Below are 13,951 nucleotides of genomic sequence, written 5' to 3' on the forward strand. Positions count from 1 at the left end.
CGGCGGCCCCGGACGCTAGCGCACGACGCGGGCGACCACCCGGAACCGCTGGTCGTCGTCGACCGGCCGGCCGCCGCACGACCACGGGCCCGAGGTCCCGCAGCTGCGGAACCTGGTCGAGGCGTTGGCGAGCACCAGCACCACCCGGTGCACCCGACCCCGGTTCAGGCTGACGGTCCGGGCGCCCGACCCGGAGCGGCCCAGCTTGACGTCGAGCCTGCGGGTGGTGCCGTCCTTGCCGAAGACCAGGAGCCGGGCCACCGGGGCCGCGGGAGCGCCCCGCCGGGCTGTCACCTCCACCCGGAGGCGGCGGCGCGGGGCGAGGCCGGACCCGGCCCGGATCCCGACGGTGTGGGCGGCGAGGTGGGGGACCTTGGCGGTGAGCCGCCGGGTGCTCCGTCCAGGAGTCATCCGCACCTTGGCGGCCAGCGGGGCCGCGCGGTAGGCGCGCCCCTCCTCGTAGTGACGCCGGGGTCGCAGGTTGGCCTCCACGAAGCGGGCGTAGAACCTGCCCCACCTGACTCCGCGGGAGGAGAGGTGGTTCCGGATGCCCTGGACGGCGTACTCGTCCGGGGCCCCCACCGAGGCGTCGAGGCGCTCCCACACCCGGCGCACCACGTCGGGGCCCTGGGTCTGGCTCAGGTGCTGGACGAAGATCCAGTTGCCGTACATCGCCAGGTCCGAGGTGAAGGAGTCGAGCGGCGTCCTGGGGCGGCCGAGCTGGCCGGACCGGAGGAACTGCCGGTTGTCGTTGATCTCGTCGGCGAGCTGCTCCTCGATCCAGGTGGCCGACGCCTCCATCCACCACTGGTCCTCGCGCACGTCGATGTTGAACTGGATGGCGTGGAAGAACTCGTGGACGGCCGTCACCGCGAGGCTGCTGGCGGGGTTGGCGGAGAAGCCGGCCATGTCGTTGTCCAGGACGCAGTAGGACTGGGCGCGACCCGGCTGGCCGGGGACCCGCTCCTCGGGGACGCAGTAGCCGTAGAGGCCCTGGGCGGAGATGTTGGCCAGGTAGACGTCGAAGCGGGCGTCGCCCCCCGCGGTGCCGTCCGGGGCGGGAGCGCGGAAGCCCATCTGGTCGACCTGCCGGCTCCAGGCCTCCTCGAAGGTGGCGAGGGTCTGGGCCGCCCACTGCTCGGTGGCCCGGTCCGGGGTGGTGGTGACGTAGGTCACGCAGACCCGTGCCGCGCACTGCTGGGTGGTGGCCGCCGCCGGGTCGTAGGAGGCGTAGGAGTCCTTGTGGGGGGTGGTCGGCCGGGCGAGGAGTGCGTCGGCGGCCCGGCGCTCCTCCCGACCCATCCCCGGGCGGGCGAGGTAGAGGTCCCGCAGCGCCATGGTGGCCTCCGGCTCCGCTGCCGGCTCCGCGTCGGGAGTGCCCGGCACGGGGGTGGGCCCGTCGCCGCCCAGCGCTGCCTGGGCGGCCGCCAGCTCCGGCGAGACCGGCTCCGGCGACCCGGGCTCCGACGAGCCGGGCTCCGACGAGCCGGGCTCCGACGACCCGGGCGGGACCGTGCCGGGCGGCTGCGGGTCGGCGAGGACGGGGGTCGCCAGGGACCCTGTCAGCAGGAGTGCCAGGGCAGCCGTGAGGGCGGCGGCGGTTCGTCGCAAGGGGTCCCCTCGTGGGTGTGAGTGCTGCACACAGGCTACGTGTGGACCCCTGGTGGAGCGGCCGAGCCCTACAGGTCGGCGATGTGCTCGATGATGGCGGTCGTCGAGATGGCCGGCGTCCGGGGGAGGTAGACGACCTTGCAGATGTCGCCGAGGTCGTCGAACCTGCCCGCCCAGTCGTCGCCCATCACCAGGACGTCGGCGGAGTGCTCGAGCACGTAGTCGCGCTTGAGCTCCAGGCTCTCCTCGACGAAGACCTCGTCGACGACCCGGAGCGCGGAGACGATGGCCAGCCGCTCGGCCTGGCTGAAGACCGGCACCCGGCCCTTCTTGCGCTCGTTGAGGGCGTCCGCGGAGACCCCGACCACCAGGCGGTCGCCCAACGCGGCCGCGCGCTCCAGCACCCGGAGGTGCCCGACGTGGAACACGTCGAATGTGCCGAAGGTGATGACGGTGTGGGGCATGGGCGGCATTCTGGCACGCACAGGAGAGGATGGGTGCGATGAACGAGACAGCACAGGAACCTGGCCCGTCCCGACCCCTGACGATCCTCACCCCCGCACCCGAGGCCGACGAGCAACGGCGGCGGGGTCTGCGGCGGATGCGCACGGTCGCGGTCTCGCTGCTGGTCGCGGCCGCAGTGGTCTACCTGGCGACGCTCGGCCAGGACGGGTTCCTGGGCTTCGTCAACGCCGGCGCGGAGGCCTCGATGGTCGGGGCGATCGCCGACTGGTTCGCGGTCACCGCCCTCTTCAAGCACCCCCTCGGCATCCCGGTGCCGCACACCGCGCTGATCCCCCGGCGCAAGGACGAGCTCGGCCGGAGCCTGGAGGAGTTCGTCGGGGAGAACTTCCTCCAGGAGGAGATCATCCGGGAGCGGGTCGCGCACGCGGACGTCTCGCGGCGGATGGGGGAGTGGCTGGGCGACCCGGCCAACGCCCGCCGGGTGGTCGACGAGGCGGCCGACGTCACGGCGATCGGCCTCGCCAAGGTGACCGACGAGCACGTGGCCGACATGGTCACCGAGGTGCTCGTCCCGCGGTTCCGTGACGAGCCCGCCGCCCCGCTGGTCGGCGCGCTGCTGGCCGAGGTGGTCCAGGACGGTACCCACCGCGGGCTCGTCGACCTGGTCATCGAGGAGCTCCACCGCTGGCTGGTGCGCAACCCGGAGACCTTCACCGAGGTGCTGGCCGAGCGGGCCCCCTGGTGGACGCCGCCGCGGCTCAACGAGGCCGTCACCCACCGGGTGCACACCGAGGCGGTCCGCTGGCTGGAGGACATCCGCGACGACCCGCAGCACCACGCCCGGGGCGCGCTCGACTCGATGCTCTCCCAGCTGGCGCAGGACCTGCTCACCGACGCCGCCACCCAGGAGCGCGCCGAGCGCCTGAAGAACCGCTTCCTGGACCACCCCCAGGTCAGCGCGACCGCCGTCTCGCTGTGGAAGTCGCTGCGCCGGGCCTTCCTCGGCTCGCTCGACGACCCGCAGGGGGCCGTGCGCGAGCGCGCCCTGGCCGAGCTGACGGCCTTCTCCGCGCGCCTGCAGAGCGACGCCGGGCTGCGCGAGCGGCTGGACCGCGGTGCCGGCGACCTGGTGGTCTTCGCCGTCGGGCGCTACGGCGCCGAGATCACCGCGGTGATCACCCACACCATCGAGCGGTGGGACGGCAAGGAGGCGGCGCGGCGGATCGAGCTCCACGTGGGACGCGACCTGCAGTTCATCCGCATCAACGGCACGCTGGTCGGCGGCCTGGTGGGCGTGCTGATCCACACCGCGAGCGTGCTGCTGGGTCACTGACCCGCGTGGTCTGGGACGATGTGACCATGACCGACCAGCCGATGGACGTGCCGATCCGCGACGAGTCGATCAGGCTGGGCCAGTTCCTCAAGCTCGCCAACCTGGTCGACCACGGCTCCGAGGCCAAGCCGCTGCTGGCCGGGGGCCACGTCCGGGTCAACGGCGAGGTCGAGGTGCGCCGGGGCCGTCAGCTGGTGGTCGGCGACGTGGTGACCGTGGTCGCCCACGACGGTCCCGGGGGCGGCCCAGGAGACGGCCCAGGGCAGGCCGTCCGGGTCGCCACGGGAGACGTGACGGACGACCTGCCCTGGTGAGACGCCGGCGCGGTGCCGCGTCGGCTCAGCGGACCTCGAGGAGGTCCACCACGAAGATCAGCGTCTCGCCGGGAGCGATGGCTCCCGGGGCGCCCCGGTCGCCGTAGCCCAGGTGCGGCGGGATGACCAGGCGGCGGCGCCCGCCGACCTTCATCCCCTGGACGCCCTGGTCCCACCCGGAGATGACCTGGCCGATGCCGAGCCGGAACTGCAGGGGGGTGCCTCGGTTGTAGGAGGCGTCGAACTCCTCGCCGGTGGAGTGGGCGACCCCGACGTAGTGGACCGAGACCGTGTTGCCGGAGGCGGCCTCGGGGCCGTCACCGACCACCAGGTCGGTGACCTCCAGGTCGGCGGGTGCGTCGCCCATGTGCGGGTCGACCTCGGGCTTCTCCATGGATGTGCCTTGCCTCTCCTGTCGGCCCTGGGCCGACGGTGACGGCCGAGCGGTCGCTCAGCTCTGTTGGACGTAGCTGTCGAGCTGGTCTCTCTCGAACTCCAGCTCTTCGATCCGATTCTTCACCACGTCCCCGATGCTGATGATGCCGACCAGTCGTCCGCTGTCGAGGACGGGCACGTGGCGGATGCGTCGCTCGGTCATCACGGCCATCAGGTCGTCGACCGAGTGGCTGCCGTCGCAGGTGTGCACGTCGGTGGTCATCAGCGACCCGACGGGCTGCTCGAGCGCGCCGGCGTCCTGGTGGAGGCGGCGGACCACGTCCCGCTCGCTGACGATGCCGTCCAGGGAACCGCCGTCGCGGCTCACCACGAGGGCGCCCACGTTGTGCTCGGCCAGCAGCCCGAGCAGCTCACGGACGGTCGCGTCCGGGGAGACGATGATGACCTCCTGGATCGACTTGCCCTTGAGAACCTCGTTGATGCGCATCGTGACCTCCGTGGCGGCCTGGCGGCGGACTGTTGGCCGCCCAGGGTAGTGGTCCGGGGGGTCGCTGAACAGGTCTGCGGCGCGGATCAGGGCTGGGGACGGCGGCGCAGCTCGTGCACCGACCCCGGACCCGGACGCCGTGCGTCGGGGTCGCTCTCGTCGTCCGGGGAGGCGCCCAGGAAGGCGAGCGCCGCCTCGTGCAGGTGGCCGTTGGAGGCCAGGGCGTTGCCGCCGAACGGGCCGTCCTCACCGGCGAGGGAGGTGAACCGCCCGCCCGCCTCCCGGACGATGATGTCGAGCGCCGCCATGTCGTAGAGCTCCAGCTCGGGCTCCGCGGCGAGGTCGACCGCCCCCTCGGCGAGCAGCATGTAGGACCAGAAGTCACCGTAGGCACGGGTGCGCCAGCAGCGCCGGGAGAGGGCGAGGAAGTCGTCGAGCCGGTCGCGGTCCTCCCAGCCCGACAGTGAGCTGTAGGAGAGCGAGGCGTCCTCGAGCCGGCGTACGTCGGAGACCTCGCACCTGGTCGCCTTGAGCAGCGACCGGCCGGTCCAGGCGCCGGCGCCCTTCGAGGCCCACCAGCGGCGGGAGAGCTGCGGGGCGGAGACCACGCCCAGCACGACCTCCTCGTCCACCACCAGGGCGATGAGGGTGGCCCACACCGGCACGCCGCGGACGAAGTTCTTGGTGCCGTCGATGGGGTCGACCACCCAGCGTCGCTGGCTGTGGCCGGTGGAGCCCTGCTCCTCGCCCAGCACCGCGTCGCGCGAGCGCACCCGCGAGAGCGTGCGACGGATCCCCTCCTCGACGCCGCGGTCGGCGTCGGTGACCGGCGTGAGGTCCGGCTTGCTCATCACGTGCAGGTCCAGCGACTTGAAGCGCGCGACCGTCAGGGAGTCCGCGTCGTCGGCCAGCAGGTGGGCCAGCCGGAGATCGTCGGTGTAGTCGGGGGAGCCGTGTCCGTGGATGGGCATGGGGACAGGCTATTCCCCCTCGGCTCCGGCGCCGCGCGGCTCACTCCCCGAGACTGCCCTCGCGGGCCGCGAGCAGCCTGCGGAAGGAGTCGACCCGCTCCGGGTCGGCCTCCCCGGTGCGCATCGCCTCGTCCAGCCCGCACTCGGGCTCGCCCGAGCCGTGGCTGCAGCCACGGGGGCAGCCCTCGGTCATCTCCTCGAGGTCCGGGAACGCCTCGATCAGGCGAGCCGGGTCGACGTGGGCCAGGCCGAAGGAGCGGATGCCGGGGGTGTCGATGATCCAGCCGTCGCCGTGGGGGAGCGGCAGCAGGTAGGCCGAGGTGGAGGTGTGCCGGCCCCGCCCGGTGACGGCGTTGACGTGGCCGACCTCGCGGTGCGCCTCCGGGACCAGGGCGTTGACCAGCGTGGACTTGCCGACCCCGCTGTGGCCCACCAGGACGCTGGTCCGCCCCCGGAGCCGCTCGCGCACCTGCGTCAGGTCGTCGCCGCGCGAGGTGACCACCCACGGCACCCCCAGCGAGCGGTAGGTGGAGAGCAGCACCTCGGGGTCGGCCAGGTCGGCCTTGGTCAGGCAGAGCAGCGGGCTCATGCCGGCGTCGTACGCCGCGACGAGGGCGCGGTCGATCAGCCGGGGCCGCGGCTCGGGATCGGCCAGCGCGGCGACCACCACCAGCTGGTCGGCGTTGCTCACGATGACCCGCTCGACGGGGTCGTCGTCGTCGGCGGTGCGGCGCAGGGTGGTGGTGCGGGGGGTGACCTCCACGATGCGCGCCAGGGAGCCGTCGCGCCCGGAGACGTCTCCCACGACGCGGACCCGGTCGCCGACCACCACGCCCTTGCGCCCCAGCGGCCGGGACTTCATCGCGGTGACCACCCGGCCGTCGATCAGCAGGGTGAAGCGGCCCCGGTCGACGGTGATCACCACCGCGTCCACGGCGTCGTCGTAGGTGGGGCGCTCCTTGGTCCGCGGGCGGGTCCGGCGCCGCGGACGCTCGTAGTGCTCGTGGTCGGTCTCGTCGTAGCGCCGGTTGCTCACCTGGTCGTCCCCCGTACGGCTGACGGCACGGGGACGCCCAGGGGGCTCCGCACAGGGATCGGCAGGGGGGTCACCACTGGGACGCCCAGAACGCGGCGAAGTCCGGGAACGTCTTGCTGGTGGTGGCCACGTCCTCCACCAGCACGCCGTCGACCGCCGCCCCGAGGATCACCCCGGCGTGGGCCATCCGGTGGTCGGCATAGGTGTGGAAGACCCCGCCGTGCAGCGGCGCCGGCTCCAGGGAGAGCCCGTCCTCGCGCTCGGTGACCCGGGCGCCCAGGCCGGTCAGCTCGGTGGCCAGGGCGGCGATGCGGTCGGTCTCGTGGCCGCGGATGTGGGCGATGCCGCGCAGGTGGGACGGCGAGTCGGCCAGGGCGCAGAGCGCCGCGACCGCCGGCGCCAGCTCGCCGACGTCGTGCAGGTCCAGGTCGACGCCCGAGAGGCTCTCGGGGCCCACGACCTCCAGGCCCTCGTCGGTCCAGGCGACGCGGCAGCCCATCAGCGCCAGGACCTCCCGGAGCGCGTCACCTGCCTGGGTGGTCTCCCGGGGCCAGTCCCGGACCACCACCCGGCCGCCCGAGACGGCCGCCAGGGCCAGGAACGGTGCGGCGTTGGAGAGGTCGGGCTCGATGGTGTGGTCGACCGCGCGGATCGGTCCCGGGGCGACCGCCCAGCGGTCGGCGTCGCTGTCGTCGACCTGCACGCCGTGGCGGCGCAGCATGTCGAGGGTCATCTCGATGTGGGGCAGGGACGGCACGGGCTTGCCCTGGTGGACCACGTCGACGCCCTGGTCGTAGCGGGCTCCGGCGAGCAGGAGTGCGGAGACGAACTGGGAGGAGCCCGACGCGTCGAGCAGCACCCGCCCGCCGCGGACCCGCCCGGTGCCCTGCACGGAGAAGGGCAGCGAGCCGCGACCCCCGTCGTCGAGCTCGACGCCCAGCCCGCGCAGCGCGCCGATCACTTCCCCGACCGGGCGCGACCTCATGTGCGGGTCGCCGTCGAAGGTCGTCGGGCCGGCGGCCAGCGCCGCGACCGGCGGCACGAACCGCATGACCGTGCCGGCCAGGCCGCAGTCGACGTGGCCCCCGCCCCGCAGGGTCGCGGGGGTGACGACCCAGTCCGGGCCCGAGGAGTCGATGCCGGTCCCGAGAGCGCGCAGGGCGCCGGCCATCAGCATGGTGTCGCGCGAGGACAGCGCCCGCCTGATCACGCTGGGCCCGTCGGCGAGCGCGGCGAGCACGAGCGCCCGGTTGGTGAGCGACTTGCTGCCCGGCAGCGACACCGTCACGTCGACCGGCCCGCGCGCGCGGGGCGCCGGCCAGGGATCCTGCTCGAGGGCTGGTGCGGAGGTCACGAGGTCACCCTAGTGGCGGTCCTGGTCCGGGGTCCGCCTCTAGGGTGGGGGACATGTGCGGTCGCTACGCCTCGAGCCGACGCCCCGAGGACCTGGTGGAGGAGTTCGAGGTGGTCTCGCCCCAGGTCCGGGCCCCCCTCCCCGCGGACTACAACGTCGCGCCCACCAAGGAGGTGTACGCGGTGCTGGAGCGTCCGCCCCGGCCCTCCGGGTCCGGGGGGACGACGCCGGTCGAGCGGCAGCTGCGGGTGCTCACCTGGGGCCTGGTGCCGTCCTGGGCCAAGGACCCCGCGATCGGCAGCCGGATGATCAACGCCCGGGTGGAGACCGTCACCGAGAAGCCGGCCTTCCGCAAGGCCTTCGCGGCCCGCCGCTGCCTGCTGCCGGCCGACGGCTACTACGAGTGGTACCCGACGTCGCGGCTGACCAAGGCGGGCCGGCCCGCCAAGCAGCCCTTCTTCATCCGGCCCCGCGACCACGGGCTGCTGGCGATGGCCGGCCTCTACGAGATCTGGCGCGACCCGGACCGGGCCGACGACGACCCGGACCGCTTCCGGTGGACCTGCACCGTGCTGACCACCCAGGCCGAGGACGACCTGGGCCACATCCACGACCGGATGCCCCTGATGGTCGACCGGGAGCGGTGGGCCGACTGGCTGGACCCGACCCTGGAGGGCGCCGACCGGCTGGCGCTGCTCACTCCCGCCGCCCCGGGCCGGCTCGAGGCCTACCCGGTCCCGACGCTGGTCAGCAACGTGCGCAACAACGGCCCCGAGCTGGTGGAGCCGCTGCCCCTGGAGGAGATCGGCCCCGACGTGGTCGACGAGATCGTCTCGAGGCAGACGCGATGAGCGCCGTCGAACGGCTCGTCGACACCCCCGCGGGCGAGGCACGGCTGGTCACCCACCGCTCGCGCCGGCCGCTGGCCACGCTGCTGCTCAGCCACGGGGCGGGCGGCGGGATCGAGGCGCCCGACCTCCAGGCGCTGGCCGCGGCCCTGCCCCCGGCCGGCGTGACCGTGGTGCTGCTGGAGCAGCCGTGGCGGCGCGCGGGCCGTCGGATCGCGGGTCCGCCCCCGACCCTGGACACCGCCCTGCAGGCCGCGTCGGACCGGCTTCGGGTGCGCACCCCGCTGGTGGTCGGGGGCCGCTCGGCCGGCGCCCGCTCCGCCGCCCGGACCGCCCGCCGGCTCGGCGCCTCCGGGGTGCTCGCGCTCTCCTTCCCGCTCCACCCGCCGGGTCGGCCGGAGCGCTCCCGGCTCGACGAGCTGCTGGGTGCCGGCCTGCCCACCCTGGTCGTCCAGGGGGAGCGGGACTCCTTCGGCCGGCCCGAGGAGTTCCCCGACAGCGTCGACCTGTGCGTTGTCCCGGGTGGGGACCACTCCTTCAAGGTGCCGGCCCGCGGGCCGGTGACCGGCGAGGAGGCGCTCGACATCGTCGTGGAGGCGACCCTGGGCTGGATCGTGCGCGAGGTCGCCGGGAATGGAGGCGGGTGACGCGATGTTGACGACGACGTGCTCGCAACAGTCCCGGAGTCAGACGTCCCGCTAGTGTGGGACCCGATGAACGACTCCCTCACCGAAGAGACCGACGCGCAGCGTTCCGCGCGCTTCGAGCGCGACGCTCTGCAGCACCTGGACCAGCTCTACTCGGCCGCCATGCGGATGACGCGCAACCCCGCCGACGCCGAGGACCTGGTGCAGGAGACCTACGCGAAGGCGTTCGCCTCCTTCCACCAGTTCAAGCCGGGGACCAACCTCAAGGCGTGGCTCTACCGGATCCTGACCAACACCTTCATCAACACCTACCGCAAGAAGCAGCGGCAGCCGCAGCAGTCCATGGCCGAGGACGTGGAGGACTGGCAGCTCGCGCGCGCCGAGTCCCACACCTCGGGAGGGCTGAAGTCCGCGGAGACCGAGGCGCTGGAGCGTCTCCCCGACTCCCAGGTGAAGGTCGCCCTGCAGCGGCTCCCCGAGGAGTTCCGGATGGCGGTCTACCTGGCCGACGTCGAGGGGTTCCCCTACAAGGAGATCGCCGAGATCATGGGGACGCCGATCGGGACGGTGATGTCGCGTCTGCACCGGGGACGCCGCCAGCTTCGCGACATGCTCGCCGACTACGTCGCCGAGAACGACCTGTTGTCTGCGGGCAAGACGGGGAAGGGGAAGGACTCATGAGCCACGAGCACGGCGAGGACTGCGCCGACTACCTCGAGCGGATCGTCTACTTCCTCGACAACGAGCTCGACGACGCCGACTGCGCCGCGGTGCAGCAGCACCTCGACGAGTGCGGCCCCTGTCTGAGCCGCTACGACCTCCAGCGCACCGTGAAGACCGTGGTGGCGCGCTCCTGCCGCGAGCAGGCCCCCTCCGCGCTCCGCGCGCGGGTGCTGAGCCAGATCCGCGAGGTCCAGGTCCGTCTCAGCGAGGGCTGAGGCCCTCCTCGCCCGGCAGCCCGGGCAGCGCCCGGCGCCCCCGGGAAGCAGCGAACCCCCGGCCGGTGGCTGGGGGTTCGATGTCTTCCACGCCAGGCGTGGAGGGAGCTGGTGCGCTCAGGCGTTGGGGCGCTTGCCGTGGTTCGCGCCCTTCTTCTTGCGAGCGCGGCGCTTGCGGCCGGTCTTGCCCATGGTGTCCTCCTGCGGTCGGGTCGACCCTGCGAACAGCGAAGGGCCGAGTGTCAGTCTCTCAAACCTCACCCCGGCGGCGAAATCCGGGCCATGAAGCGGTCGCCGTCCACCACCGCCCGGGTCACCTCCCCGGAACCCACGAGCTTCCCGGGCCGCCCCTGGGTCACGTGGCGGGCGGAGACCGCGAAGCGGTGCAGCCGCCCGTCGGCGTAGACGCCGGTGGCGACCACCTCGACCTCCTGGCCCACCGGGCTGGGCGCGAGGTGCTCCACCTGGACCCGGGTGCCGACGCTGGTCGAGCCCGCGGCGAGTCCGGCCTCCAGAGCGGCGCAGGTGGCCGCCTCGAACCAGGCCAGCAGCCGCGGGGTGCCGAGGACAGGCAGGGTCCCGCTGCCGACGGCGACCGCGGTGTCGTCCTCGGTCACGGTGAACCGCAGGGTCGTCGCTGGGGCCTCGGTCATGGGAGCTCCTTGGTGAAGGCGATCAGGTCGACACCGGGGGCCGGCGCCCAGTCCCGGTCCGGGGCCCGACGGTAGCCGAGCCGGTGGTAGAGGCGGTGGGCAGCCGTCATCTGGCTCAGGGAGGAGAGCGCCATGGCCGTGGCGCCGTGCGCGCGAGCCTGCCGCTCGCACACCCGCACGAGCGCCCCGCCCACGCCCCGGCCGCGTGCGGCCCGGTCGACGGCGAGCATCCGGAACTCGCCCTCCTCGCCCCCGCCCAGCTCCCGCATGGCCGAGCCGGCCGGGCGAGCCTCACCTGCACCGCGGTCGCCTCAGATGCCGAACGTGTTTCGCGGGTAGGCCGCGTCCACGTCGGTGATGACGTTGACCAGGTAGGGCACCCCGGAGGCGTAGGCGCGGTCCAGGGCCGGCCCGATCTCCTTCGGGTCGGTCACCGTCTCGCCGGCGCCGCCCAGGGCCTTGACCACGCCGTCGTAGGCGGTGCGGTGCCCCAGGTCGGCCACCACGTCGTAGCCGTAGAGCATCTGCATGGGCCCCTTCTCCAGACCCCACGCGGAGTTGTTGCCCATCACCATCACCACCGGCAGGTTGTGGCGCACCAGGGTGTCGACGTCCATCAGCGAGAAGCCGGCGGCGCCGTCGCCGAGCAGCAGCGTCACCTGGGCCGAGGGGCGCGCGAGGCGCGCGCCGATCGCGGCACCGAGGCCGGCACCGAGGCAGCCGTAGGGACCCGGGTCCAGCCACCCGCCCGGGCGCTTGGGCTCCACGAACTTGCCGGCGAAGCTGACGAAGTCCCCGCCGTCGCCGATCACCACGGAGTCGTCGGCCAGCCGCGGCACCAGCTCGCCGTAGATGCGCGCCGGGTGGATCGGGTCGGCCTCGGCGGTGAGCAGCGCGCGGTCGCGCTCCGCGGTGGCGGCGACGGTGGACTGCAGGTCGCAGACCCACGACGACCAGTCGGGCCGCCGGGAGGAGCGCTCGAGCCCGGCGGCCAGGCCGTCGAGCACCAGCGTCAGGTCTCCGCTGACGGAGTCGGCCAGGTCGGCGTGCCCGGAGAGCTGCCCGGGGGAGTCGGCGACGTGCACCACCCGGGCGGCGGGGGCGCCGTCCTTGCCGCCGAAGACGCCGTACCCGAGCCGGAAGTCCAGCGGGGTCCCGACGACCACGACGACGTCGGCGTTGCCGAGCGCCTGGCCCCGCGCCTTCGTGACGAGCAGGGGGTGGCCGCCGGGCACCAGGCCGCGGCCCATGCCGTTGGTCAGCGTCGGGATCCCGGCGGACTCGACGAGGCGCAGGGCCGCCTCCTCGGCCCGGTCGGCCCAGACGTCGGTGCCCAGCACCAGCACCGGCCGGGAGGCCTCGGCGAGCAGCCGTGCGATCCGCTGCACGGCGTCCGGGTCGGGCTCGACCGCGGCGCTCGCGGCGCCGGTCGGCAGCGGGCCCGAGGCGCTGTTGAAGAACTCGTCCATCGGCACGTCGACGAAGACCGGGCCGCGGTGCGAGCTGCCGGCCACTCGGAACGCCTCGTCCATCCCGCCCAGCACGTCGCCGGCGGTGGGCAGGGTGCGCGCGAGCTTGGCGACCGGCGCGATGATCGGCGGCTGGTCGAGCTCCTGGAGGCTTCCGGTGCCCCAGCGGTTGGCGGGCGCACGGCCCCCGACCACGACCATGGGCGACCCGGCGAACTGAGCCTGGGCGATGGCGCTGATCCCGTTGGTCACGCCAGGGCCGGCGGTGAGCACCGCCAGGCCGGGGGTCCGGGTCAGCTTGCCGGTCGCCTCGGCCGCGAACGCCGCGGTCTGCTCGTGGCGCACGTCGAGCAGCCGCATCGGCGGATCGGCCTTGACGGCGCCGTCGTACATCGGGAACACGTGTGCCCCGGAGAGGGTGAACATCGTCTCGACGCCGTGGGCCCGGGCTGCGGCCACGGCCAGCTCGCCTGCGTGCCCGGAGATCTCTTCGTTGGTCATGTGACCGAGGTTACTCACACGTAGGGCCCGGCGTGGTCGCCCCCCGGTAGCCCGCGGGATCCGGATGGGCGGCTCAGAGCAGGTGCTCGGCGTTGGTGCTGCGCAGCGCGTCCACCACGACCAGCAGGAGGTCGGACCGGCCGGGGGGCGGGTCGGGGGCGAGCAGGAGCTGGAGGTGCAGCGCCCGGAGGAACGCCTGGCACGTGGCGGAGCGGACGAGCGGGTCCTCGTCGGGACCGGTCCCGCGGCCGACGCCGTGCGGGGAGGCGTGCACGGCGATCCGGGTGATCCAGGGCTCGATCACCTGCGCGGGGACCAGGTCGCGGCGCAGGATCGTCAGGGTGGCCCGGGCCAGGCGGTCCGGGGCCCCGTCGGCCATCAGCTCGCGGGTCTCCACCAGCCGGTCGGCGACGACGTCCAGCAGGACGGTCTGCTCCAGGGAGCCCAGGTGCGGCGAGCCCGCCAGGGAGCCGAGGGCGTCGGCCCCGTGGGCGACCGCCCGCGCCCACCCCTTGCCGGGCACCCAGCCGCGCAGGTCGCGCTCGCGGACCAGCCAGGTCGCCAGCCGGTCGCCCCAGCGCAGCACCTGGTCGGCGGTCAGGAGCCTCTCCGTGCTGTCCCGGTCCAGGATCTGGGCGAGCACCCGGACCGACCAGCTGCGGCGGAAGACCGAGTCGGTCCCGGCCTCGCCCAGCCCGACCTCCAGGCCGGTGGCCATGCCGTCGCCGAGCCCGGCGAGCAGGTCGTCGTAGACCCCGCGGGCCAGCCACGTGGTCAGCGCCGGGTAGGCGATGCCGTCGCGCTGCTCGGGGTCGGGGGAGCCCAGCATCGTGGTGAGCTCCGCGGTCAGGTCGTCCAACGGGCGGTCGGTCGGCACGCTCAGCCCGTCCGCGACCACCTCGCGCCAGTACCCCCTCGACATGGCTCC

Annotated in this window: 18 protein-coding genes; 6 read left to right on the top strand and 12 right to left on the bottom strand. The window is 73.8% G+C overall.

Going from position 1 to position 13,951, the window contains the following annotated elements:
• Positions 1–15: 15 nt before the first annotated feature.
• A complete protein-coding gene (locus tag AC4BGE_RS10425; RefSeq protein WP_490575243.1) occupies positions 16–1,611 on the bottom strand; it encodes an MXAN_6640 family putative metalloprotease in 1,596 nt (531 codons plus the stop codon).
• Positions 1,612–1,679: 68 nt separating this feature from the next.
• Positions 1,680–2,075: an FAD synthase family protein gene (locus AC4BGE_RS10430; RefSeq protein WP_490569111.1), complete on the bottom strand. Its 396-nt coding sequence runs from the start codon at positions 2,073–2,075 to the stop codon at positions 1,680–1,682.
• Positions 2,076–2,113: 38 nt separating this feature from the next.
• On the opposite strand from AC4BGE_RS10430, the gene AC4BGE_RS10435 reads away from it, so the two are divergent.
• Together AC4BGE_RS10435 and AC4BGE_RS10440 are read left to right on the top strand one after the other, a co-directional pair.
• The gene (locus AC4BGE_RS10435; protein ID WP_490575244.1) at positions 2,114–3,409 is read left to right on the top strand and encodes a DUF445 domain-containing protein; all 1,296 of its coding nucleotides are present in this window, start codon (positions 2,114–2,116) and stop codon (positions 3,407–3,409) included.
• 26 nt (positions 3,410–3,435) lie between these two features.
• Entirely contained in the window at positions 3,436–3,723 is a 288-nt protein-coding gene (locus AC4BGE_RS10440; protein ID WP_490575245.1) for an RNA-binding S4 domain-containing protein, read from the top strand.
• 25 nt (positions 3,724–3,748) lie between these two features.
• On the opposite strand, the gene AC4BGE_RS10445 is transcribed toward AC4BGE_RS10440, so the two are convergent.
• From AC4BGE_RS10445 to aroA, 5 genes are all read right to left on the bottom strand, one after another.
• The gene (locus AC4BGE_RS10445) at positions 3,749–4,117 is read right to left on the bottom strand and encodes an FKBP-type peptidyl-prolyl cis-trans isomerase (RefSeq protein ID WP_490569108.1); all 369 of its coding nucleotides are present in this window, start codon (positions 4,115–4,117) and stop codon (positions 3,749–3,751) included.
• Between the two features lie 57 nt (positions 4,118–4,174).
• Positions 4,175–4,606 carry a CBS domain-containing protein gene (locus AC4BGE_RS10450; RefSeq protein WP_490575246.1) on the bottom strand — a complete coding sequence of 144 codons (432 nt, stop codon included), beginning with the start codon at positions 4,604–4,606 and terminating at the stop codon, positions 4,175–4,177.
• Positions 4,607–4,692: 86 nt separating this feature from the next.
• Complete coding sequence (gene hisN, locus AC4BGE_RS10455; RefSeq protein WP_490569106.1) at positions 4,693–5,577, bottom strand: histidinol-phosphatase; 885 nt, start codon at positions 5,575–5,577, stop codon at positions 4,693–4,695.
• A gap of 40 nt (positions 5,578–5,617) precedes the next feature.
• Complete coding sequence (gene rsgA, locus AC4BGE_RS10460; RefSeq protein WP_490569105.1) at positions 5,618–6,613, bottom strand: ribosome small subunit-dependent GTPase A; 996 nt, start codon at positions 6,611–6,613, stop codon at positions 5,618–5,620.
• 70 nt (positions 6,614–6,683) lie between these two features.
• The gene (gene aroA, locus AC4BGE_RS10465) at positions 6,684–7,967 is read right to left on the bottom strand and encodes a 3-phosphoshikimate 1-carboxyvinyltransferase (RefSeq protein ID WP_490569104.1); all 1,284 of its coding nucleotides are present in this window, start codon (positions 7,965–7,967) and stop codon (positions 6,684–6,686) included.
• A gap of 53 nt (positions 7,968–8,020) precedes the next feature.
• On the opposite strand from aroA, the gene AC4BGE_RS10470 reads away from it, so the two are divergent.
• From AC4BGE_RS10470 to rsrA, 4 genes are all read left to right on the top strand, one after another.
• Positions 8,021–8,818 (top strand): SOS response-associated peptidase, encoded by a 798-nt coding sequence (locus AC4BGE_RS10470; RefSeq protein ID WP_490575247.1) that lies wholly within the window; start codon positions 8,021–8,023, stop codon positions 8,816–8,818.
• On the top strand, positions 8,815–9,462 hold the full coding sequence (locus AC4BGE_RS10475) for an alpha/beta hydrolase family protein (RefSeq protein WP_490569102.1): 648 nt from the start codon (positions 8,815–8,817) through the stop codon (positions 9,460–9,462). The genes AC4BGE_RS10470 and AC4BGE_RS10475 overlap by 4 nt, the downstream gene beginning before the upstream one ends.
• A gap of 66 nt (positions 9,463–9,528) precedes the next feature.
• Entirely contained in the window at positions 9,529–10,143 is a 615-nt protein-coding gene (locus tag AC4BGE_RS10480; protein ID WP_490569101.1) for a sigma-70 family RNA polymerase sigma factor, read from the top strand.
• Entirely contained in the window at positions 10,140–10,400 is a 261-nt protein-coding gene (rsrA, locus tag AC4BGE_RS10485; protein ID WP_490569100.1) for a mycothiol system anti-sigma-R factor, read from the top strand. Before AC4BGE_RS10480 ends, rsrA begins: the two co-directional genes overlap by 4 nt.
• Before the next feature lie 117 nt (positions 10,401–10,517).
• On the opposite strand, the gene AC4BGE_RS10490 is transcribed toward rsrA, so the two are convergent.
• From AC4BGE_RS10490 to AC4BGE_RS10510, 5 genes are all read right to left on the bottom strand, one after another.
• The gene (locus AC4BGE_RS10490; protein WP_369759046.1) at positions 10,518–10,592 is read right to left on the bottom strand and encodes a 50S ribosomal protein bL37; all 75 of its coding nucleotides are present in this window, start codon (positions 10,590–10,592) and stop codon (positions 10,518–10,520) included.
• 65 nt (positions 10,593–10,657) lie between these two features.
• Entirely contained in the window at positions 10,658–11,053 is a 396-nt protein-coding gene (locus AC4BGE_RS10495; protein WP_490575248.1) for a thioesterase family protein, read from the bottom strand.
• Entirely contained in the window at positions 11,050–11,322 is a 273-nt protein-coding gene (locus AC4BGE_RS10500; RefSeq protein WP_490575249.1) for a GNAT family N-acetyltransferase, read from the bottom strand. The genes AC4BGE_RS10495 and AC4BGE_RS10500 overlap by 4 nt, the downstream gene beginning before the upstream one ends.
• Before the next feature lie 42 nt (positions 11,323–11,364).
• A complete protein-coding gene (locus AC4BGE_RS10505) occupies positions 11,365–13,023 on the bottom strand; it encodes an acetolactate synthase (RefSeq protein WP_490575250.1) in 1,659 nt (552 codons plus the stop codon).
• 73 nt (positions 13,024–13,096) lie between these two features.
• On the bottom strand, positions 13,097–13,945 hold the full coding sequence (locus AC4BGE_RS10510; RefSeq protein ID WP_490575251.1) for a DUF2785 domain-containing protein: 849 nt from the start codon (positions 13,943–13,945) through the stop codon (positions 13,097–13,099).
• Positions 13,946–13,951 lie beyond the last annotated feature (6 nt).

The sequence above is a fragment of the Nocardioides sp. Z50_6 genome, assembly GCF_058215755.1.